Here is a 20,439-nt window from a genome sequence, read left to right as displayed (position 1 = left end):
ACGGTCCATTCCCGCACGAATCAGGTAGTCCATTCGTGGAGAGCTCGCTCCCGCTGACGATCGATCGCACCGCCGGCGTACCGCTGCATCTGCAGTTGGCCGAGCAGTTCCGGGCCGCGATCCTGGACGGCCGGCTCCAGGCCGGCCACCGGCTCGCGTCCACCCGCGACCTCGCGCGGGAGCTGTCCGTGTCCCGGTCCGTGACGCAGGCGGCGTACGACCAGTTGCATGCCGAAGGCTGGATCGAGGGGCGGACCGGCGCCGGGACCTTCGTGACGGACGTCGTACCGCTGCAGCCCGCCGTACGGCGCCACACGACGCCCCGCCCGGATCCCGATACCAACCTGCTCACGCTGCGACCCGGCATCCCGTTCATCGCACCGACGCCGGACCCCGGCTGGCGGCGCGCGTGGCGGGAGGTCTCGACCCAGTCGCCGCCCCGCGGGTACGACGACGCCGCCGGGCTGCCCGCGCTCCGGGCCGCCCTGGCCGAGCACGTCGGCCGGGTCCGCGGGATCGCGTGCGGACCCGAGAACGTCCTCGTCACCAATGGGACCGTGCACGGACTCCGGCTGCTGCTCACGGTCACCCGGCGAGCGGGGGACCGGATCGCGATCGAGGACCCCGGCTATCTGAACGCGGTGGTCGCCGCCCGGGACCATCAGCTCGAGATCGTCGACGTCCCCGTGGACGAGGACGGGCTGCGGGTGTCCGCGCTGACCGACGTACCGGCGGTCTACGTCACGCCGTCGCACCAGTACCCGCTCGGCGGCCGGCTGTCAGTTGCCCGGCGCAACGAGTTGGTCCGGTGGGCGCGGCGGACCGGGGCGATGCTGATCGAGGACGACTACGACAGCGAGTACCGGTACGACGTCGCGCCGCTGCCCGCGCTCGCGCAGCTGGACCCGGACCTGGTCGTCCACCTCGGCACGCTCTCGAAGACGCTCAGCCCCGCGCTGCGCCTCGGCTGGCTGGTCGCGTCCGAGCAGATGGTCGACCGCCTCGCCACCTTCCGCGCGAACTCCGGCGACTGGCCCGGCTGGCCGATGCAGGCCGCCCTGCTCGCGATGCTCCGCGACGGCTACCTCGACCAGACTGTCCGCAAGGGCCGCCGGTTGTACGCCGACCGCCGCACCCACACCTGCACCGTGCTCTCGCCGTACGGCCAGATCATCGGCCAGGACGCCGGCCTCCACATCACCCTCCTGCTGCCCGACCACGTCGACGACCTTGAGGTCGCCGCCGCGGCCCGGGCGGCCGGAGTCGTCGTGGCACCCTTGTCCGAGTACCGCCGTACCACTCCAGGCCCGCCCGGCCTCGTCATCGGCTACGCCACCCCATCAACAGCCGACCTCCACAAAGCCCTCGACATCCTGACCCACGTGCTCCGCAGCCCTTGACGCGAGGTGGGCGGAAAGGGTTGTGTCACTCGCCGTTGAGCGGATCGAAGTCGAAGCGCCAGCGGAAGTAGACCGGATCCGGGAACATCCCCTGGACCTTGCCGAGCCCTCTGATGACTGTGGACAGTCCGTTGGCGTGCCCGACCGCGTACAGGTAGCCGGACTGGGTGTCCTTGTCGATCCCGAGCAGCATCGTGCCGGAGAGGCCGCACTGCACGGCAAGCAAGGTCTCGAACACCTGCCAGGTTGCAGTACGCACCACCTTGACCACCGGCCTCATCGGCAGCGTGGTGGGGATGCGGACGGTGTAGAGCGCACCGCCCCGGGTGTTCACCAGGAACGTGTCGTAGGTCCGCGTCTTGCTGATCAGGGCCATCGCCTTCACCGACGCGAAGCCGCCGGCGCTACCCGACTGACGCCAGATGAGGCCGTTGTTCTGCCAGCGGAAGAGCGTGCCGTCGCTCCTCAGCCCGTACTCCGAGGTCCGCAGAGTCTGCCCGTGTTGCATGTCGAGCAACTGGGCCTCGTCGACCGCCTTGAAGTTCGTCCAACCGCCACCGATCCGGGTCTGAGCAGGCGGGTCGAGGTACATACCCAGGTTCTGCAACACGTAGCTGCTCCTGGAGAGGGCGTCGCCCTGCACCACCCACCCGACGATGTACCAGAGCCCGAACTCGGGCTGGGCCACGAACGTGCTGCTGAGGCGCACCTGGCCCGGGGTGTAGACCCCGCTGCCGCTCTGATTGGGCACCACCGTCATCGTCGGCGGCGAGCCGGCGGTGACCCGGTTCTTGGTGTGATCCCCAGCCGCGGTCACGGATCCCACGTCCATGGTGCAGGCGGCGGTCGTACCCTCCGCGACCGCCGGTCGAGCACCTGCAGGCGGCGTCAACGCCGTCATGCCCAGCACTGCCGCGCCCGCCAGCAGAAGACCGGCGCGGATGTTGCTCCTTCGGGACATGTCCTTCCCCCTTATCTCCCTCCGTACAACATGATGCGGCGGAGAACCGGAAAGGTTATGCCCGCGCAGACCGCGCGAGGGTCGGTTTGTCACAGCACCGAGGGGATCGGTGATCCACTGGTCCTCGACGTCAGTCGCCGTTGAGCGGATCGATGTACGCCAGGGCGCCCCAGCGGAAGTAGACCGGATCGGTGAAGTTGTTCCCGGCCAGGCCGAGGCCGTTGATCACCGTGGCCGTGCCGTTGGCATGGCCGACGGCGTACCGGTAGCCGGTCCCGGTGTCCCGGTCGATGCCGAGCAGGATCGTGCCGAACCGACCGCACTGGTTCGCGATCAGCTTCTCGAAGCCCTGCCAGGTCTTGGTCCGCACCGGCTTCACGATCGGCTTCATCGGCGAGGTGACCGGGATGCGGATCGTGTACAGCGCGCCGCCGCGGGTGTTGGCGAGGAAGGTGTCGTACGTCGCGGTCTTGCTGATCAGCGCCATCGACTTGACCGAGGCGAACCCCGGCGCCGACCCGGTGGCCTTCCAGAACCAGCGGTCGATGCTCCACCGGAAGAGCGTGCCGTCGCTGCGCAGCCCGTACGCCGAGTGCCGGGCCGGCGACCCGCTTGCGTAGTAGCTGGAGGTCTCCACCGCCGTGAAGTTCGCCCAGCCGCCGCCGACCCGCTGCATCTCGTCCGGCTGCCCGGGGTCGATCTCGCTCATGATGTCGGTCCAGTACGAGCGGTAGTACAGCGAGTCGCCCTGGACCACCCAGCCCTCGTTGGCGGCGCCCCCGGAGTACGGGTCGGTGGTGAAGGTCGTGCTGAGTCGCACCGCGCCCGGCGTGAACACATTGAAGGTCACGCCGGGGAAGCCGATAGTGCGCGGCGGGTACCCGATGGTGGCCCCACTGTTGTCATGGGCACCGTTGGCCAGGACGGATCCCGGGCGGACACTGCAGGCGGCAGCTGTCGCCTGTGCGGCACCGCCGGTCGCGTTGGCCGGCGCCGTCGTGACAACCGCGGCAAGAACCGCCGCGCCGGCCAGGCCGTACAACAGAGCTCGTCGAATCATGCTCGCTCCTCGAAGGTCTCGTCAGTCACCGATCCGACAGTCAGGCAGCAGGCGGCGGCCGATCCCTCCACGGTCGCCACCGAGGCCTGGGACTCGGAGGTTCCGTAGAGCTTGATGCGCGAAGAGCCGGGAAGGTTACGGGACGCTCGGGTTGTCGCGAAGCGGTGGCTGGACGAGCGGGCGGTCGCCGTCCCAGGTGAGTTCGGTGAGCCACATGGTGCGGCCGGTGGGGTCTGTGCCGGGGTGGGTGGGGTTCCAGGCGTGGTAGATGAACCAGTCGCGGTCGGCCACGTGGAGGACCATGTTGTGGCCGGGGCCGGCGGCGTCGGGGGAGGTGGTGAGGATTGGGGCGCCGGACTTGGTGCAGGGGCCGGTCGGGGATTCGCAGCGGGCGTGGCCGACGGCGTACGCGGCTTGGTCGAAGGCGTTGGCGGAGTAGAAGAGGTGGAACTTGCCGTTGCGTTCGACCATGTACGGCGCCTCGACCAGGTTGCCCTCCCACTCGAGGTCCTGCTTGATCAGGCGATGCACCGGGCCGGTCAGCGTGAGTCCGTCGGTGGACAGCTCCGACACGTAGATCCACGTGTCGACACCGATCGCGTTGCCGTCGTTCTTCCAGTACAGCCAGCGGCGACCGGTCGAGTCCTGGAACGGCGACGCGTCGATCGAGCCGCCCTCGTCTACCTGACAGATCAGGGGATGTGACGATTTGTCGATATATGGACCTTCGGGCGCGGACGCGACCGCGACGCCGACGGCCTGCTGATCGGACGCGTCGTCGCGACTCGTGTAGTACATGACGTACCGGTCCGCGGCGTGCACGGCGACCTCGGGCGCCCACACCCGGCCGGGTGAGGTCCACGAGGGCAGCACCGGGAGCGCGTCGCCGACCTCGTCCCAGGAGACGAGGTCGGCCGACGTCAGCGTCTGCACGTTGCCGAGCGCCCCGTTGGTCGCGAACGCGTAGTAGATGTTGTCTACGGCAACAACCTGCGGGTCGGCGAAGTTGTTGCCGTAGACCGGATTGGTGAAGCCCATCTCACCTGCTCTCGTAGAACCGGAGGTAGTCGAACGTCGCCACCGGCGGCGGGTTCGCCCCGGTGAACTCACCGTGCGCGTACAGCCCGATCTTCGCCGCGGCCGGCAGCACCCACGACGCGCCCCACGTCCAGTTCGCCCCGTCCACCGACGTTCCCGCGCGATAGACGTGCTCGCCCGCGGCGTTCCGGTGGTACGCGAGCCGCATCCACAGCGTCGGCGCCGACCGCCCGATCGCGGCCGCTCCGTACGACGTCGCGCCGTCCGACGGCCGTGCCACCAGTTCACGCCCGTACTCGGTCTGCCGGGTCTTCCAGATCGACACGTTGCCGAGTCGCGCGAAGTCGCTGTCGTTCAGGTAGGCGATCATCCCCGCCTGCTGGTAGTTGCGGATGTCGTCCACACCGGTGTCGAGATGCAGCTTGGTCTCCGCGATCCAGCTGTCCCGATCCGGCGTGGTGTGGAACAGCAGGCCGGCGTTGTTCCCCGCCCCGACCAGGTCCGCGTTCTCCAGCGGCCACGACAGCTTGCCATCAGCAACAACCGCGTTCGCGTCCGGCCGCACCCACGACCAGTCCGGCCCCAGCGCCGAGGAGAAGTCGTCTCCCATCAGCAGCTTGCCGGTCCGCGGTACGTCGGCCATCCGGGTCACCGGCGTTGCCACCGGCCGCACGGTCAGGTTGTCGACCTCCGCCGACCCGGCCCACCGCACCGGCGCGGAGCCGAGCTTCAATCCGGGTACGGCGAGTTGCGCCTCGGCGTACACGTCACCCAGGCCCGCGTCGTTGAGCCGCGCGCTCACGGTAGAGCCGGATATCTGGACGGACAGCTTGTTCCACTGCGTCCGGTCGAAGTCCGCGGGCACCGCCACCGAGGTGGTACGACGGCCGGCCGCGAGAGTGAGCTTGCCCTGCGCAACTGTCGCCACGACCTGGTTGCCCAGGACCGTGGTGTACGACGACCCGAGCCGGACGTCGGCCTCCACGCGCAGCGAGCCACCGGCAGCGGCCTCACGGGTCTGGGCCGCCCCACTGATGGCGGCGGCCGGACCGCCGACCGCGTCGCCGGGCTGACGCTGAGCACCGAGCAGTCCGCCGGCCGGGTCGGTGGAGTCGATGCCTAGCCCGGAGCCTGTCGTCGGGGCCGGCACCGGTCCCTCGGACGGGCCGAGGCCGGCCCGGGTCCGCGGCCAGCCGTCGATCCAGTCGATCCGGTCGATCAGCATCGGCCGCCGGTTGATCCCGAACGGGTCGGTCAGCCACGGCGTACCGCGGTCGATCGCGTGGTAGACGATGTGGTCCTGGCCGGCCGCGTCGGTGATGAACGCGTGGTGGCCGGGCCCGATCCATTTGTTGCCGTTCTGCGTGATGACCGTCGTGCCGCCGACGCGCGACTCGTTCAGCGATGCGCCGTCGGCATCCACAAAGGGCCCACGCGGAGAGCGCGAGCGGCCGGCGAAGACCGAGTAGCCGGTGGTCGGTCCGGCGCAGCAGTTCATCGACGAGCCCATCAGGTAGTACCAGCCGTCGCGGTAGACGACGTACGAGCCCTCGTAGCGGTCCCCGACCGTCACCTGGGTCGGCGCACCGACCGCGTGCAGGCCGTCGGCGCTCAGCTCGGTGACGGAGATCCCGCCGTAGAAACCGCCGTAATACAGGTAGCGCTTGCCATCCGCGGCGGTCAGCATCGCCGGGTCGATGGTGCCGAAGTAGCCGCCGGCGCCGTCCGGTCGAGGCGCGACAACTGGGCCGTCGGTGGCGGTCCACGGTCCCGCTGGGGTCGGGGCGGTGGCCACACCGATCGCAGGATCGCCACCGGGGTTGGCCGCGGTGTCGGTGACGGTGAAGTACATGACGTACCGGCCACCGAAGTAGCGGATGTCCGGCGCCCAGAAGAACGACCCCGGCGCGGCCCAGGCCGGCTTGGTCTGGTCGCTGAAGACCGTGCCGAGGTACTCCCATGAGCTGAAGTCCTTGGTCCGGGCCATGTGCATCAGGCCGAACGGGCCGTTCGCCACCAGCGGATCCGACGTGGCGTACGCGTACCAGTAGCCGTCGCGGCCCTGGATGATCGACGGATCGGCGAACGTGTCGGCGAAGGACGACGAGATCGCGTTGGTCGTCGTCACCACGGGTGCTGCTGTGGCGGCCGACGTACCGGCGGCTACCGCGGCTACAGCCAGCACTGCGGCCAGGAGTTTCTTTGAAGGCACGGGCGGGTCCCCTCTCGAATCAACCTTGCAGGCGGATCACATGCCACGACGCGGGTGGCAGCGTGGTGGTACAGATGCCGTTCACGACCTCGGTGCCGTCAACCGCGCGCGGCACCACTCGGTCCGGGTCGTCGGCGGTGTTCACGGCGGCGCGGTCGTCGTCGTACAGGGCGAGGTGCTCGATCAGTTGCAGGCCGACCGGGATCTCCAGGTCGACCTTGTCGGTCTCACTCCGGTTCACCACGAAGATCACGGTCTCCCGCGTGTTCTCGTCGTACGTCGCTGTGCTCCAGAGCGCCGGGATCCGGCCGAAGGCGGCGGTGTCGATCTCCGGGCCGCCGGTGACCGCCGTCCGCAGCACGGTCGGACCGGCGTACCGGGCGGTCAGCGCGAACGGGTGGAAGGTGGTCTGCCGCCAGGCACGGCCGCCGGGCTCGGTGCGGATCGGGCCGATCACGTTGACCAGTTGCGCGAGGCAAGCGATCTTCACCCGGTCGGCGTGCCGGAGCAGGGTGATCAGCAGGCTGCCGACCACGACCGCGTCGTCGACGGTGTAGGTGTCCTCGATCAACGGGCCGACCTCGCGGATGTCGAGGCCGAGCTCGCCCGGGAAGCGCTGCTGGTACCAGACGTTCCACTCGTCGAACGACAAGGTGATCTGCTTGTCGCTGCGCTTCAGCGCCTTCACGTGATCGGCCGTCGCGATCACCTCGGTGATCATCCGGTCCATCTCCGCGGACGCGGCCAGGAAGCTCGCCTGGTCGCCGTCACGAGGTTCGTAGTAAGCGTGCAGGCTGATGTGGTCGACGAGGTCGTACGTCCGTTCCAGCACGACCCGCTCCCATTCGCCGAAGGTCGGCATGGTCGCGTTGCTCGAGCCGCAGGCGACGAGCTCGAGCCCGGGCTCGACCCGGCGCATCGCGTTCGCGGTCTCCTCGGCCAGCCGGGCGTACTCGTCGGCGGTCTTGTGACCGATCTGCCAGGGCCCGTCCATCTCGTTGCCCAGGCACCACACCTTGATGCCGTGCGGCTCCTGGTTGCCGTTGGCCACCCGGCGGTCGGGCAGCTCGGTGCCGGCCGGGAGGTTGCAGTACTCGAGCAGCTCGACGGCTTCCTTGATGCCGCGGGTTCCGAGGTTGACCGCCCAGATCGGCTCGACCCCTGCCTTCCGGGACCAGGCAACGAACTCGTCCGTGCCGAACTGGTTCGGCTCGATCGCCCGCCAGGCCAGATCGAGCCGCCGCGGCCGCCGGTCCTTCGGCCCGACGCCGTCCTCCCAGTCGTAGTTGGAGACGAAGTTGCCGCCGGGGTAGCGGATCGCGGTGACGCCGAGCTCGCGGACCAGCTCGAGCACGTCCTGCCGGAAGCCGTCCGGATCCGCGGTCGCGTGCCCGGGCTCGTAGATGCCGGTGTAGACGCAGCGGCCCATGTGCTCGACGAACGAGCCGAACACCCGCCGGTCGAGCGCGCCGACCACGAACGCCGGATCCACCACCAACCGCGCCACAGAGCCTCCCCAGGAGTCTTTACAACGTTTAACGTGGATGTCTACAACGATTGACAAGACCTGTAAAGAGCTGGGTCGTGCCTGGTGATCCCGCGCCGTAGCGAGCAGGTGCTCGGTGCGGTGCATCGGCGTGCTGGAGCGAAGGTCTCGATGCGGAGCATCGTGGCCTTTGCGCCAGTGCGGCGAGGTGCCGTGCCGAGTGCCGCGCAGTAGGCGGGGATCACCAGACACGACCCGGCACACGCTGTCGTGGCACACTCAGGCCAAGCCGGTGACAGGAGGTTCTGGATGACGACCAGGCTAAGCGATGTGGCGGCGCGGGCCGGGGTGTCGGTGAAGACCGTCTCCAACGTCATCAACGACTACCCGCACATCACCGAGCGGACCCGGGCCAAGGTCGAGGCCGCGATCGCCGCGCTGGACTACCGGCCGAACGTGAGCGCCCGCTCGCTGCGCAAGGGCCGGTCCGACTTCATCGCACTGGCCATCCCGGAGATGGCCTCGCCGTACTTCGCCGAGCTCGGCGCCGTGATCAGCCGGGCCGCGAAGCGCCGCGGCATCACCGTGCTGATCGACCAGACCGAGGGCGAGGCGGCCGCCGAGAAGCTGGTCCTGGACGGAATGCGCGGGCAGCTGATCGACGGCATCATCTTCTCCCCGATCACGACCGTGCCGGCCAAGCTGACCGCCGCCGACTCGGGGAAGCCGCTGGTCCTGCTCGGCGAGCGTCCGGCCGGGCATCAGTTCGACCGGGTCGCGGTCGACTCGGTCAGGGCGTCGTACGACGCCACCACGCACCTGATCTCGATCGGACGGCGCCGGATCGCGGCCATCGGCGTGGGCGGAACGAGCACCGGCGCGGTCCGGCGGAAGGGGTATCGGAAGGCACTGAAGGCCGCGGGGCTGCCACACGACCCCGCACTCGAACTGGCCGGCACCGGCTACCACCGCCCGGACGGTGCGGCGTCGATGCGCGAGCTGCTCGCGTTGCCGGAGCCACCGGACGCGGTGTTCTGCTTCAACGATCTGCTGGCGCTGGGTGCGCTGCGGAGCCTGGCCGACGCCGGCCTCAAAGTACCGGACGACGTCGCGGTGGTGGGCTTCGACGACATCGAGGACGGCCGCTACCATTCGCCGTCGCTGACGACGATCTCGCCGGACAAGGAGTGGCTGGCCGACAACGCGGTCGCCCTGCTGCTGGAGCGGATCTCCGGGACCGGCGAGGCCGCGCATCGCGACCTCGCCGTCCCCTACACGCTCGAGATCCGGGAGTCGACCGCCGGTTAGCAGGTGAGGTTCGCGGTGACGCTCGCGCCCCGGGCGACGGTGATCGGCTTGGTCTCCTTCACCTGGCCGGCAGGCCGCTCACACGTGAGCGTCCACGACTCGGTGCCGCCCTGCTGGACCACGGCAGGACGCGTGGACGGGTTGGTGTGCCACGTGTAGGTGCCGCCGGCCGGCACGGTCATCGTGGTCTCGAGCGTGTCCGGCAACTGCGTCCCGTTCCACGTCTTGGTGGTGAACGACTTCTTCAACCGCAGTACGGCGCCGGCCGGAGCCGCACCGGTGACGATCGAGTGCCGGGCCGGATTGATCGTCGACTCGGCCGCCAACAGATACGCCGCTCGGTTGCCCGGGTACATGTTCACCACGGTCGAGAAGGCCGGGTGGAAGCTGTTCGTACCGTGCTCGAAGGTGAACCCGAGTCCACCGGTCGCGTAGTACGACCAGTCCTCGGTGACGCCGGTGGTGTCGTAGAGCTGGTAGCTGTACTGACTCGTGTACCCGTTCTGCGCGGCCATCTGGTCGCCGAGCGCCTTGTAGATCGACTCGTCCGGCGTGATCGGCGCACCGGCGTACCCGGGCTCGCGGAGGACGAGGTTCGAGTACGTGTGGTTGGTGATCAGAGTCGTCACCTGGTGCTGCGACACGAGCGCCTGGATGTTGCGGGACTCGGGCTCACTGAACGCACTCGCACCGCGGTACGTCTCCGAGGTCAGGCTGCTCGACGCACCGGGACCACCCCAGAAGCCGGAGTAGTTGCGGTTCAGGTCGACCCCGCGGGACCGGTACGACGACTGCGCGCACTGCCCGGCGCTGGGGATCTGCCCGTTCGTGACCCGGCAGTTCTTCCGCTTCATCTCGTACCCGAGGGTCCGGCTGAGGGTGAACCCGTCCGGGTTCACCACCGGTACGACGATCACCCGCGACTTCTCCAGGATGTTCGTGATCCGCGGGTCGGTGCCGTCGTTCTTCAGCAGGTCGTAGGCGAACTCGATGGTCAACTCACCCGACGGCCACTCCCGCGCGTGGTGCAGGCCGACCATCAGGAACACCGGCTTGCCGTCGCTGGTGCCGACGTCGTGGGTGATCTCCAGGCCGCGGATCGTCCGGCCCTCCAGCGACTTCTCCTTCAGCGTGAACAGCTTCGCCTTGGTCGGGTACTGCTGCGCCAGACTCGCCAGGTCGTTGTCGTAGTCGGCCAACTGCCGGTACGCCGTACGCCCACTGGGCAATGCGGCTGCGACGGTCTTGTTGCGGACCGCCTGGGCATACGCGGCGTCGGCCTTCTCCCGGTCGCGGTCGGCACCGACCAGGTCGTCCTCGAGTGTCGACCAGGTGAAGCCGGCCAGTTGCAGCAGCCGGCGATCACTGTTGCCATAGACAACGACATCGGTGTAGCCGGGACCGGCCGACTCGGCCAGGTCGAGATCGAGCGTGGCCAGGCGCTTGCGGTCGGCCTGCGCCGGGGTGTTCACCCGGAGCAGCTGAATCAGCTCGCCGGCCTGCGCGGCTGCCACCTTGCGGTCCGGCGACGGTGCCGCTTGCACTTGGCTCGCGGCGCCGACGGCCAGAACGGCCGCCAGCGCGAGCGGGATGACGCGGGTCCATCGAGTGGGGCGGAACACGATGACCTCCAGTAGTCGAGTTGTTGCTTGCGGTAACTGGAGAGTAGAGGTCCGTCAGCGCTCTGGGAAGCCTGCCAGCTGCTTGGCGAACCCGGTCTGGGTCTTCTGCAGCTTGCCCGCCAGCCCGAGGACGGCGTTGCGGACCGGACGGAGCGGCCGCGGGAGGTTGGCCAGCCGGGTCAGGCGGTGCGCCAGTGCGATCACCCGGACCGCCTCGGCGCGACTGTTCGCGGCGTACGCGTCGAGATCCGACTCGTTGCCCGTGCTCAGCGCGACCGACAGCGCGTCGGCCAGGGTCATCGCGTCCCGCAGGCCCAGGTTCATCCCCTGACCGCCGGCCGGGCTGTGGGTGTGGGCCGCATCCCCAGCCAGCAGCACCCGGCCGGAACGGTACTCATCGGCTACGCGCTCGTGGATCCGGAACCGCGATCCCCAGACCACCTCGGTCACCTTCGGCGAGGTCCGGCGCGGACCACGGGCAGTCAGCAACTGCTGCGCGTAGGCGAGGTCGGGGTGCTCCGGAGCGTCGTGCACCTCGGCGACCAGGCGGAAGGTGCCGTCCGGCAACGGCGCGACCACGAGCAGTCCGGCGGCCGCGAAGTACAGCGCGACCTCGTCGACCGGCAGCCCGCCGTCGACGCGGACGTCGACCAGACTGCAGGACAGCTGCAGGGTGTTGCCCGGCATCCGCAGCCCGGCGAGCTCGCGGATCGTGCTGTTCATACCGTCGGCGGCCACGACGTACTTCGCCTGGATCACGTCGCCGCTGTCCAGGGTGACCTCGGCGCCGTCCGCGGTCTGGGTCAGGCCGGTCGCGGCGTACGGACGCAGGACCGTGCCGCCCAGCTCCTCCAGCCGCTCGAGCAGGACCTGCTCGGTGACCGACTGCGGGATCATCGTGATGAACGGATAGTCGGTCGGCAGGTCGGCGAACCCGACCGGGACCAGCCGGCTGTCGCCGTCGCGCACCGCGAAGTCCTCCAGCTCCAGGCCGAGCTCGACCAGCCGCTGGGTGACGCCGATCTGGTCCAGCATCTCCAGGGTCCGCGGGTGGATCACACAGGCCCGCGAGGTGTTCGCACCCTCGGCCTGCCGATCGATCACCACCACCGAGTGACCGTGCAGCCGGAGACCGGCCGCCACCGCCAGCCCGACCGGGCCCGCACCCACCACCACGACATCTGCACTCTGCGGAGTCATCGTCGCTCCTCTCTGAGGTTTATCAACGCTTGTTGACTTTTGCTGTAGGAGCCGGATCAGCGAAAGTCAACAAGTGTTGGCATATGCTGGGGACATGGCGGAGAAGAAGTCGGACCGGACCCGGGCGGCGATCCTGGCGGCGGCCAAAGAGCGGTTCGGCACGGACGGGTACGAGCGGGCCACGATCCGGGCGATCGCGGCCGACGCGGCGATCGACCCGGCCATGGTGATGCGGTACTACGGCAGCAAGGAGAAGCTGTTCGCGGCGGCGGCCGAGTTCGACGTGCGGTTGCCCGATTTCAGCGACGTACCGGCGGAGCAGCTGGGCGAGGCGATGGCAGCACATCTGATCAGGCGGTGGGAGGCGGATGACACACTCCGGGTGCTGCTGCGGACGGCGGTCACCAACGAGGTCGCGGCCGAACGGATGCGCGAGGTGTTCGCCGGGCAGCTCGCGCCGACGCTGCGGAAGCTGGCGATCGACGAGCCGGCGGTCCGGGCCGGGCTAGTCGCCACACAGGCGCTCGGCTTCGCGCTCTGCCGCTACATCCTCGAGTTCGCGCCGATCGTGAACCTGCCGGCCGAGGACGCGATCGCCTGGCTCGGGCCGACGCTCACCCGCTACCTGACAGCGCCGTTACCCAGCCAGGTGTGAAGGGCGGGGAGCGCTTCTTCCAGCGGTGGGAGGTGGGGATGCCACTTCAGCTCCCACTCGAGCGAGACCGGGTAGGCAGTGCCGTCGAGGGTCCGCAGCAGTTCCTGGATCGGGAAGTCGCCCGCACCGATGGCGACCGGGCGGTAGTCCTGGCCGGAGTCGGCGTCCTTGACCTGGACCAGCTCGAGCCATGGCTCCAGCAGATTGAAGGACTCGGCCAGGGTTTCGCCGTGCGACCAGGTGTGCGAGCTGTCCCAGATGACCTTCACGTTGTGGCCGGGGACGTCAGTGTCGAGCAGCCCGCAGAGCGCGGCGACCTGGCGGCCGGCCGAGTGCGAGTCGTGGGTCTCCAGCAGGATGGAGACGTCCCTCGGGGCGGACGTGACCCGGTCGAGGGCGCGGATCTCGCCGGCGCTCGGGGCGTCCGCCGTACTGTCGATCGTGCTGGGGTCGTCGCCGGCGAAGACCCGGACGCCGCGGGCACCGATGTCGGCGGCGAGCTCGAGATGGGCTTCGAGGGGCTGGTCCTCGACCGCGCAGAGCTTGACGTAGCTGCTCACCGTGAGGATCTCCAGGCCGGCGTCCTCGATCCGGCTCCGGAGCTCCCGCCGCTCCGCCGCGGTCAGGCCGGTGTGGGTGAACTCGTCCGGCGCGGCCCGCAGTTCCAGCCCGGACATCTCGTTGCCTTTGGCAAGCTCCAGGACATGGTCGAGCGGCGCTCCGGGACAACCGAGCGTGGCGAAGGCTAGACGCATACAGCTACGAGATCAGACCCAGCGCCGGCGCGGGTGGGTGCGCGGCGTGTTGGGCTGCTCGGGGGCGGGCGGCTGCTGCTCGTAGGAGTACGGCGACTCCTGCTGCTGGTACTCGGTCTGCTGCGGCTCGTCGTACTGCGAGCCGTAGGACTCCGTCGCGTAGTTCGGGCTGTAGGTCTCGTAGGACTCGGTGCCGCCGTACTGCGAGGCGCTGTAGGAGTCGTACGACGACGAGTCGTAGCTGTTGTTGCCCGAGCCCGAGTAGTCCGAGGTGTAGCCGCTGTAGTCGGTCGACTCGTAGCTGCTGCCCGGATACTCCGAGCTGTACGACGTCTGGTAGTCCGAGGGGGACTCGTACGACGGCTGGTAGCTGGAGTCGCCGTACGACGAGCTGCTGTAGTCCGAGTTGTAGCTGTCCGGCTGGTACGACGGCTCCGGGCCGTACGACGGGACCGGCGGCAGCGGCTTGGACGGCGTCAGGTAGTCGTCGTCCTGGCGGGGGGCCGGAGCCGGCTCGTAGTAGCCGGAGGACGCCGACACGTGCGACGACGGCATCGAGTGCTCCGACGGCGAGTACACCGTGTGCTCCGCGGGAGCGGCGTACTGCTGCGGGGCGGAGTACTCGTCGTGGGACGGGACCGACGGCTGGATCGCCGACGGGCTGTCCACCGCGACCCGAGCGGCCCGGCGGCCGGCGCGCGCAACCGGCGCGGGCTCAGGCTCGGGTGCGGGCTCGACCTCCGGCGTGGAGGTCGACGTCAGGTAGTCCGGCGTCTCGTACGAGTAGGGCTCGGAGTAGCTCGCGGCCCAGGACGGCTCGGCCGCCGGCTGCTGAGGCTGCGGCTGGTACGAGTACGGCTCCGGCTCGACGACGGTCAGTGGCGGCGTCTCGTCCAGCCACCGGCTCGAGGTGCTGGTGCCGGTCGACAGGGCGTCATCGGAACCCAGGTAATCGTTCCAGGACGTCTTGGGCGCCTCGTACGCCGTCTCCTCGGCCTGCTTCTCGTCCTGCCAGGACTGCACCGGGCTGAACTGCTCGGTCGCCGGGCCGTAGTCGTTGGTGTTGCTGTCGTCCTGCCAGCTCTCCACGACCGGGGCGAACGGGCTCCACTTCGGCGGCTCCTCCACCTGGCGGTCGCCGGAGAACGCGGCCGGTGCGGCGGGAGCGCCCGGGAAACCACCCGCGGCCGCGCCGTCGCCCGGGAAGCCCTGCGGCGCCGTCATCGGGGGTGCCATCGGAGCCGGAGCCGGAGCGAACGGGTTCGGCGCCGGAGCGGGAGGCTGCGCGACGCCGGCCATCTGGAACTCGGGCTGGCGCTCCAGCCGCCGCGGCGCCGGCATGGAGGCGGCGATCGGCTCGGAGATCGCGGGCTGCTCGTCGGTGTCGTCGTTCGCGTACGTCGGAACCGCCGTGAGCTTCGGCTCGCGCTGGTCCCACCACGGCACCCAGGCGCGCGTGGTCTGCATGTGGTTGATCTTGCGGATCACCATCGTCGCCGCGACCGCGGACACGGCCGTCAGCACGAGCGACGCCGTACCCGCCAGGGCGATCCCGCGGAGCGACCCGACGGTCGCCTCCATCCACATCAGGAACCGGCGGACCACCACGTCGAACGCGAGAGCGCCGACCCAGGCGACCCACCACGCGGACGTGAGGGTCGGAGTCCTGAATCGGCGCAGGTCGTCGGCGTAGACAGGAGTCTTCGGATCGCTGGCGAGCCAGACGTCGTCGACGATCTGTTTCGGGTACCAGAGATTCGGGCCGGGGCAGAACCAGCTGGCCAGCACCCAGCCGTGGCTGCGGCGGTGGTCGGCCTGGCAGAAGACCTCGGAGTTGACCCGGGCCCGCCAGAGCCAGATCACGAAGACCACGGCGGCGGCGACCGAGATGATGACGTTCGGGACGGCGGTGACCTTGGCGATCGCGTCGGCGCGGTTCAGATCCGCGTCGTCGACGTTCGGCATCCCGCCGAGGTAGCGGTGGACAACGGAATACGTGTTCCAGTCGGACCAGGTGGACAGCAGATGCGTGATCGTCGACGCACCCAGCAGACCGATGGCGATCTTTCCGACCGTCCCGACCTGCTGGAACTCCTCAGCTGCGTGTGGCTGCCACTCTTCTTCATGGTCTTCAACTGCAGACAGAACTGATGGCTGCGGGTGGCTCACGTCTCGCGTCCCTCGCGTTGCTGGAACTCCGTCTGTTCGGCGTTTCGGCCAAATCCTGCCCCCGCATGACCGAGCCACATTGATACCACGAAGTAGGTACGCCACGGGAGTCGGCCCCAGCACGGAGGGTGTCGACTTAACGTGTTCTTTTCGTACGCCCATCACCAGTGGTAACGAGCGATCCGACGGTCCGTGACGGTTTGGTTTACCGCGCAGGAGGTTGGAATCCGCTCTGCGTCTGGTCGAGCGCCCACCACGGCACCCACGGACGCTTCGTCTGCAGCTCGTCGAGCCGCTCGATCAGGATCACCGCCAGCACCGCGGCCGCCGTGGTCGCCACCGCCGAGAGGCTGGACAGTACGACGTTCGTCCGCAGGTCACCGAGCTGTGTCGAACCGGCCAGCACTCCCCTCTGGACGATGTTGCCGGAGACGAGGCCGACGACCCAGGTCAGCCACCAGGCCCAGACCAGCCGGGTGCCCGGGATCTCCCGCAGGCTCGCGGTCTGTGGATCGGTCCGGGGATCGCTGGCCGCCACGATGTCGTCGACGACCTGCTTGGGGTACCAGAGGTTCACCACCGGGCAGATCCAGCTGCCGAGCACCCAGCCACGGGTGAACCGGTGCTCGCCGCGGCAGAACATCTCCGCGTTCCACCGGACCCGCCACAGCCAGACGATGAACACCACCGCGGCGGCCAGCAGCGCGAGCGCGGCGACGATGCCGAGCGAGCCGGAGATCAGGTCGGCCTCGCCCAGCTGGTCCGGGTCGTCGCCGTACCTCTTCACGGTCTGGTAGGAGTACCAGTCCGACCAGGCGGTCGCCCAGGTGGTCACGGTGACGAGCCCGATCAGGATCGACGCGGCCAGGCCCATCGCCCGCTCGGAACTGAACCAGCGATCCAGCGGCGGTTGCGGTGCCCGGCTCGGCATGGGATCAGGAATAGCACAACACCGCGTGACCGGGCGAGAACATCAGGTCGCCATCGGTTCGTGGCGTATTTCCGCGAGAAACTGTCGGTGGGCGGCGCGAGGATGAGGTCATGCGCTGGTCCGTGATCGATTCGCCCATCGGCGACCTGACGCTCGCGGTCGACGAGACCGGCCTGTGCCGGTTGCACTTCGGCGCGGCCGACCGGCCGCTCGACGCCGACCCGCTGCTGACCGAGACGGCCGAGCAGCTGAAGGCGTACTTCGCCGGCGAGCTGCAGGAGTTCACCGTGCCGCTGTCGGTCCGCGGCGGCTCCGACGTCGAGCGCGCCGTCTGGGGCCAGTTGCGACGCATCCCCTACGGCGAGATGCAGACGTACGGCGAGGTCGCGAAGATCGTCGGGGACGCGGGGGCGGCCCGGGCCGTCGGAGTCGCCTGCAACCGCAATCCGATCGCCATCGTGGTGCCCTGTCACCGGGTCGTCGGCGCCGGCGGGAAGATGGTCGGCTTCGGCGGCGGCATCCCGACCAAGCGCCACCTGCTCGAGCTCGAGGCCAGGGTCACGCTCGAGACGCTCTGGTCCTGAGCCGGCACGCTGAGAAACCTGACGAAGATCTGACACCGGATCGGCGCTTGTCAGCGCGCGTCACGGGCTCCTGGAGGACTACCGTTGCTGATAGCGATCGAGTCGTTACGTTTGAAGCGAACGATTCAGCGGCCCTCCCACCTGCCCCTGGAAGACGCATAAATGAACAAAGCACAGTCCACTGACCACCTCCACCCCGACCTCAGCGCCCTGATGGACAAGAGCGCCGAGGACTGGTCGGCTCCCGAGATCCAGGACGCGGCCCGCTCGGCGCTGCAGTTGCACGCGCCCGACCGGGAACCGCTCACCTGGGTCAAGCGGTTCAAGGTCGTGCCGTGGCTGCACCGCAACGACGCGGTCTGCCAGAGCTGCGGCGGCACCTATCCGTGCATCACCCATCGGTATGCCACCCAGCTGCTCTCGGCCGGCCGGTACACGATCGCCAGGCCGGATCACCCGGATCCCGATCCGCAGGCGAACTGACGTCGTACGCGCAAGGCGACGTACAAACGAAGGCCGCGAAACCCCGACGGGGTTCGCGGCCTTCGCCGTTGCGGTCGTGGTGTGGTCAGGAGTCGGTCGGCTTGGACTCGCTCGAGCCGGTCGACTTCCGGGTGGTGGTGGTCTTCTTCGCGGCCGGGCCGTTCGCGCTCGTGCCGGCCTTCACCTCGCCGTCCTTGGCGGCGGCAGGCGTCTCGGCCTTCGGTGCCTCCGCCTTCGGTGCCTCCGCCGTGGCGGTGTCGGTCTTCGGGCTGTCCGGCTTCGCGGTGTCGGTCTTGCCGTTGGACTCCGTCTTGCCGTTGGCCGACGGGGTCTCCGGGCGGGACGTCGCACCGGCCGGGGCCGAGCTGTAGTCGCGACCGCTGGTCGGGGTCGACTGCCAGGCCGGCTCCGGCGGGGTCAGCAGCTTCTTCACCGCTGCCGCCGCCAGGGCACCGAAGCCCAGGAACAGCACGACCTTGCGGAGCCGATGGCTCTTCTTCTGCGGCACCTCGATCTCACCCTTGAGCGCGGCCTTGGTGGCCTTGCCCCGGCGCGAGGTCTCCTCGACGACCGGCTCAGCGGCGGCCGCCAGCGACGCCAGAGCGGCGGTCACCTTCGGCAGCACGTCGTCGTTGAACCGCTCACGGGCCTTCTCCGCGGCGTGCTCGGTGGCCGGTCCGACCTTGGCGAGCGCGTCGTCGATCACCGGTCCGGCCTTCTCGACTGCGACCCCCGCGTAGTGGGCGCCGCGCTCCACGGCCTTCTCGGCGTACGGCGACACCTTCTCCCGTGCGGTGCCCACAGCCGGCGCGAGGTGGTCACGGACCTGGCCGACGGCCGGCCCGAGCTTCTCCGACGCCGATTCGGCCAGTGGTCGCACCTTGTCCTTCGCGGTCTCGACCCGGCCCTTGGACTTCCTCAAACCCACGGTTCCCTCCTCGGTGCCGCCCGTACCGACGGACAGCGTTCCCGCCCATCGGCGACATGGGCTCTGTGTACGGCTCTGGACAAATCCGGCTTCATCTGCATCGTACGACGTCACAAGCCGATAACCCTGTGCCCCGGTGCCCCGAACCCACACATCCCCCACCTGCGCACGTCGGTGCACGCCTTCTTGAACCACCATGACAGGATCGAGGGCGTAAGCCGTAACCGATGAGGAGTACTCCCGTGGCCGAAGAGCTGTACGCGACCCTGCAGACGACGAAGGGTGATGTCGTCATCAGGCTGTTCCCCAACCACGCGCCGAAGACGGTGAGCAACTTCGTCGGCCTGGCCGACGGCACCAAGGAGTGGACCGACCCGCAGACCGGGCAGACCGTCACCAAGCCGTTCTACGACGGGCTGACCTTCCACCGGGTGATCGACGGGTTCATGATCCAGGGCGGCTGCCCGCTCGGCACCGGCACCGGCTCGCCGGGGTACTCGTTCGACGACGAGATCCACCCGGAGCTGCAGTTCGACCGCCCGTACCTGCTGGCGATGGCGAACGCCGGCATCCAGTTCGGCCGCGGCACGAACGGCTCGCAGTTCTTCGTCACCGTCGTACCGACGCCGCACCTGAACCGCAAGCACACGATCTTCGGCGAGGTCGCCGACGACGAGTCGAAGAAGGTCGTGGACGCGATCGCGACCGCGAAGACCGCGCCGGGCGACCGGCCGATCGAGCCGATCCTGATCAACCACGTCGTCATCGAGCGCAAGAACGCCTGATCTTGTCGCGGGGCCGAGGAGGCTCGGCCCCGCACTCCCGGGAGGACGCACCCGCGTGACCGAGACCGTCTGCTACCGGCACCCGGATCGGCCCGCCGGAGTGCGCTGCCAGCGCTGTGACCGGCCGATCTGCCCGTCCTGCATGAACAGCGCCGCCGTCGGCTTCCAGTGCCCGAACTGCTTCAACGAGGGCGTGAAGTCGGTCCCGCGGACCCGCACCTCGCTGGGCGGCATCCAGCGCGGCAACCCGCAGCTGGTCACGATGAGCCTGCTGGCGATCAACGTGCTGGTCTTCATCGCCGTGCGCGTCGGCAGCAGCCGGATCGTCAACGACCTCGTCCTGGTCCCCGTGCTGGTGGACAGCGAGCCGTGGCGATTGCTCACGTCGGCGTTCACCCACCTGCAGCTCTTCCACATCTTCTCGAACCTGTTCATGCTCTGGCAGCTCGGTCCGCCGCTGGAGCAGATGCTCGGCCGGCTCAGGTTCCTGATCCTCTACCTGCTCTCCGCGCTCGGCGGCGGCGTCGCGGTCTGGCTGTTCGCCGCTCCCGGCTCGGCCACGCTCGGCGCGTCCGGTGCCGTCCTCGGCCTGATCGGCGCCCTGCTGGTGGTCCACCGCGCCCGCGGCCTCGACATCACCTGGATCGTCGGCTACGTCGCCATCACCGCCGTCCTGTCCGTCGTCATCCCCAGCATCTCCTGGCAGGGCCACCTCGGCGGCTTCGTCACCGGCGCGGCGGTGGCCTGGATCTTCCTCCAGACCGCCAACCGCCGCCGCAACAAGGCCCGCACCTGACCGTTCAATCTGCAACTAATCGGCCTAGGCCACAATTTCCCGTCGGTTCGATGAATGCGGATGACA

General features: G+C 69.1%; 18 protein-coding genes. 7 read left to right on the top strand and 11 right to left on the bottom strand.

Annotated features, from left to right (window positions below; translation table 11 throughout):
• Positions 1-35 precede the first annotated feature (35 nt).
• Positions 36-1,400, top strand: a complete 1,365-nt coding sequence (pdxR, locus tag ACZ6O0_RS40330) for a MocR-like pyridoxine biosynthesis transcription factor PdxR (protein WP_465770361.1) — start codon at positions 36-38, stop codon at positions 1,398-1,400.
• Between the two features lie 25 nt (positions 1,401-1,425).
• Here the strand turns inward: pdxR and ACZ6O0_RS40325 are convergent, their stop codons facing one another.
• From ACZ6O0_RS40325 to arfA, 5 genes are all read right to left on the bottom strand, one after another.
• The gene (locus tag ACZ6O0_RS40325; protein ID WP_465770360.1) at positions 1,426-2,361 is read right to left on the bottom strand and encodes a hypothetical protein; all 936 of its coding nucleotides are present in this window, start codon (positions 2,359-2,361) and stop codon (positions 1,426-1,428) included.
• 130 nt (positions 2,362-2,491) lie between these two features.
• Positions 2,492-3,421: a hypothetical protein gene (locus ACZ6O0_RS40320; protein ID WP_465770359.1), complete on the bottom strand. Its 930-nt coding sequence runs from the start codon at positions 3,419-3,421 to the stop codon at positions 2,492-2,494.
• A 135-nt stretch (positions 3,422-3,556) separates the two neighbouring features.
• A complete protein-coding gene (locus ACZ6O0_RS40315; protein WP_465770358.1) occupies positions 3,557-4,459 on the bottom strand; it encodes a glycoside hydrolase family 43 protein in 903 nt (300 codons plus the stop codon).
• A gap of 1 nt (position 4,460) precedes the next feature.
• A complete protein-coding gene (locus tag ACZ6O0_RS40310; RefSeq protein ID WP_465770357.1) occupies positions 4,461-6,671 on the bottom strand; it encodes a family 43 glycosylhydrolase in 2,211 nt (736 codons plus the stop codon).
• Between the two features lie 19 nt (positions 6,672-6,690).
• The gene (gene arfA / locus ACZ6O0_RS40305) at positions 6,691-8,178 is read right to left on the bottom strand and encodes an arabinosylfuranosidase ArfA (protein WP_465770356.1); all 1,488 of its coding nucleotides are present in this window, start codon (positions 8,176-8,178) and stop codon (positions 6,691-6,693) included.
• 288 nt (positions 8,179-8,466) lie between these two features.
• Here arfA and ACZ6O0_RS40300 point away from each other — a divergent pair, with 288 nt between their 5' ends.
• Positions 8,467-9,465 (top strand): LacI family DNA-binding transcriptional regulator, encoded by a 999-nt coding sequence (locus tag ACZ6O0_RS40300; RefSeq protein ID WP_465770355.1) that lies wholly within the window; start codon positions 8,467-8,469, stop codon positions 9,463-9,465.
• On the opposite strand, the gene ACZ6O0_RS40295 is transcribed toward ACZ6O0_RS40300, so the two are convergent.
• Together ACZ6O0_RS40295 and ACZ6O0_RS40290 are read right to left on the bottom strand one after the other, a co-directional pair.
• Positions 9,462-11,087: a M14 family zinc carboxypeptidase gene (locus tag ACZ6O0_RS40295; RefSeq protein ID WP_465770354.1), complete on the bottom strand. Its 1,626-nt coding sequence runs from the start codon at positions 11,085-11,087 to the stop codon at positions 9,462-9,464. The genes ACZ6O0_RS40300 and ACZ6O0_RS40295 overlap by 4 nt on opposite strands.
• 54 nt (positions 11,088-11,141) lie before the next feature.
• Positions 11,142-12,287 (bottom strand): FAD-dependent oxidoreductase, encoded by a 1,146-nt coding sequence (locus ACZ6O0_RS40290; RefSeq protein ID WP_465770353.1) that lies wholly within the window; start codon positions 12,285-12,287, stop codon positions 11,142-11,144.
• Positions 12,288-12,381: 94 nt separating this feature from the next.
• Here ACZ6O0_RS40290 and ACZ6O0_RS40285 point away from each other — a divergent pair, with 94 nt between their 5' ends.
• Positions 12,382-12,942 carry a TetR/AcrR family transcriptional regulator gene (locus ACZ6O0_RS40285; RefSeq protein WP_465770352.1) on the top strand — a complete coding sequence of 187 codons (561 nt, stop codon included), beginning with the start codon at positions 12,382-12,384 and terminating at the stop codon, positions 12,940-12,942.
• Here ACZ6O0_RS40285 and ACZ6O0_RS40280 read toward each other — a convergent pair.
• From ACZ6O0_RS40280 to ACZ6O0_RS40270, 3 genes are all read right to left on the bottom strand, one after another.
• Entirely contained in the window at positions 12,909-13,697 is a 789-nt protein-coding gene (locus ACZ6O0_RS40280; RefSeq protein WP_465770351.1) for a sugar phosphate isomerase/epimerase family protein, read from the bottom strand. The genes ACZ6O0_RS40285 and ACZ6O0_RS40280 overlap by 34 nt on opposite strands.
• A 12-nt stretch (positions 13,698-13,709) precedes the next feature.
• A complete protein-coding gene (locus ACZ6O0_RS40275; protein WP_465770350.1) occupies positions 13,710-15,866 on the bottom strand; it encodes a DUF4328 domain-containing protein in 2,157 nt (718 codons plus the stop codon).
• A gap of 205 nt (positions 15,867-16,071) precedes the next feature.
• Positions 16,072-16,797, bottom strand: coding sequence for a DUF4328 domain-containing protein (locus ACZ6O0_RS40270; protein WP_465770349.1), 726 nt, complete (start codon positions 16,795-16,797; stop codon positions 16,072-16,074).
• Positions 16,798-16,907: 110 nt separating this feature from the next.
• On the opposite strand from ACZ6O0_RS40270, the gene ACZ6O0_RS40265 reads away from it, so the two are divergent.
• Entirely contained in the window at positions 16,908-17,381 is a 474-nt protein-coding gene (locus ACZ6O0_RS40265; protein WP_465770348.1) for a methylated-DNA--[protein]-cysteine S-methyltransferase, read from the top strand.
• 162 nt (positions 17,382-17,543) lie between these two features.
• The gene (locus tag ACZ6O0_RS40260; RefSeq protein WP_465770347.1) at positions 17,544-17,864 is read left to right on the top strand and encodes a hypothetical protein; all 321 of its coding nucleotides are present in this window, start codon (positions 17,544-17,546) and stop codon (positions 17,862-17,864) included.
• Positions 17,865-17,949: 85 nt separating this feature from the next.
• Here the strand turns inward: ACZ6O0_RS40260 and ACZ6O0_RS40255 are convergent, their stop codons facing one another.
• Positions 17,950-18,792, bottom strand: a complete 843-nt coding sequence (locus ACZ6O0_RS40255) for a hypothetical protein (RefSeq protein WP_465770346.1) — start codon at positions 18,790-18,792, stop codon at positions 17,950-17,952.
• 242 nt (positions 18,793-19,034) lie between these two features.
• Between ACZ6O0_RS40255 and ACZ6O0_RS40250 the strand changes: the two genes are divergently transcribed.
• Positions 19,035-19,577 carry a peptidylprolyl isomerase gene (locus tag ACZ6O0_RS40250; RefSeq protein WP_465770345.1) on the top strand — a complete coding sequence of 181 codons (543 nt, stop codon included), beginning with the start codon at positions 19,035-19,037 and terminating at the stop codon, positions 19,575-19,577.
• Between the two features lie 55 nt (positions 19,578-19,632).
• The gene (locus ACZ6O0_RS40245; protein WP_465770344.1) at positions 19,633-20,373 is read left to right on the top strand and encodes a rhomboid family intramembrane serine protease; all 741 of its coding nucleotides are present in this window, start codon (positions 19,633-19,635) and stop codon (positions 20,371-20,373) included.
• The last annotated feature ends 66 nt before the right edge of the window (positions 20,374-20,439 follow it).

This window comes from Kribbella sp. NPDC048837, assembly GCF_055586945.1.
The sequence above is the reverse complement of the archived record's forward strand: the minus strand, read 5'-3'. Positions and strand labels throughout refer to the sequence as shown.

Bases quoted from the DNA above. Each gene is read 5' to 3' on its own strand.
- ACZ6O0_RS40265 (WP_465770348.1), top strand. From the start codon at position 16,908: ATGCGCTGGTCCGTGATCGATTCGCCCATCGGCGACCTGACGCTCGCG.
- ACZ6O0_RS40260 (WP_465770347.1), top strand. From the start codon at position 17,544: ATGAACAAAGCACAGTCCACTGACCACCTCCACCCCGACCTCAGCGCC.
- ACZ6O0_RS40315 (WP_465770358.1), bottom strand. From the start codon at position 4,459: ATGGGCTTCACCAATCCGGTCTACGGCAACAACTTCGCCGACCCGCAG.
- ACZ6O0_RS40320 (WP_465770359.1), bottom strand. From the start codon at position 3,421: ATGATTCGACGAGCTCTGTTGTACGGCCTGGCCGGCGCGGCGGTTCTT.
- ACZ6O0_RS40290 (WP_465770353.1), bottom strand. From the start codon at position 12,287: ATGACTCCGCAGAGTGCAGATGTCGTGGTGGTGGGTGCGGGCCCGGTC.
- ACZ6O0_RS40285 (WP_465770352.1), top strand. From the start codon at position 12,382: ATGGCGGAGAAGAAGTCGGACCGGACCCGGGCGGCGATCCTGGCGGCG.
- ACZ6O0_RS40270 (WP_465770349.1), bottom strand. From the start codon at position 16,797: ATGCCGAGCCGGGCACCGCAACCGCCGCTGGATCGCTGGTTCAGTTCC.
- ACZ6O0_RS40280 (WP_465770351.1), bottom strand. From the start codon at position 13,697: ATGCGTCTAGCCTTCGCCACGCTCGGTTGTCCCGGAGCGCCGCTCGAC.
- ACZ6O0_RS40300 (WP_465770355.1), top strand. From the start codon at position 8,467: ATGACGACCAGGCTAAGCGATGTGGCGGCGCGGGCCGGGGTGTCGGTG.
- ACZ6O0_RS40325 (WP_465770360.1), bottom strand. From the start codon at position 2,361: ATGTCCCGAAGGAGCAACATCCGCGCCGGTCTTCTGCTGGCGGGCGCG.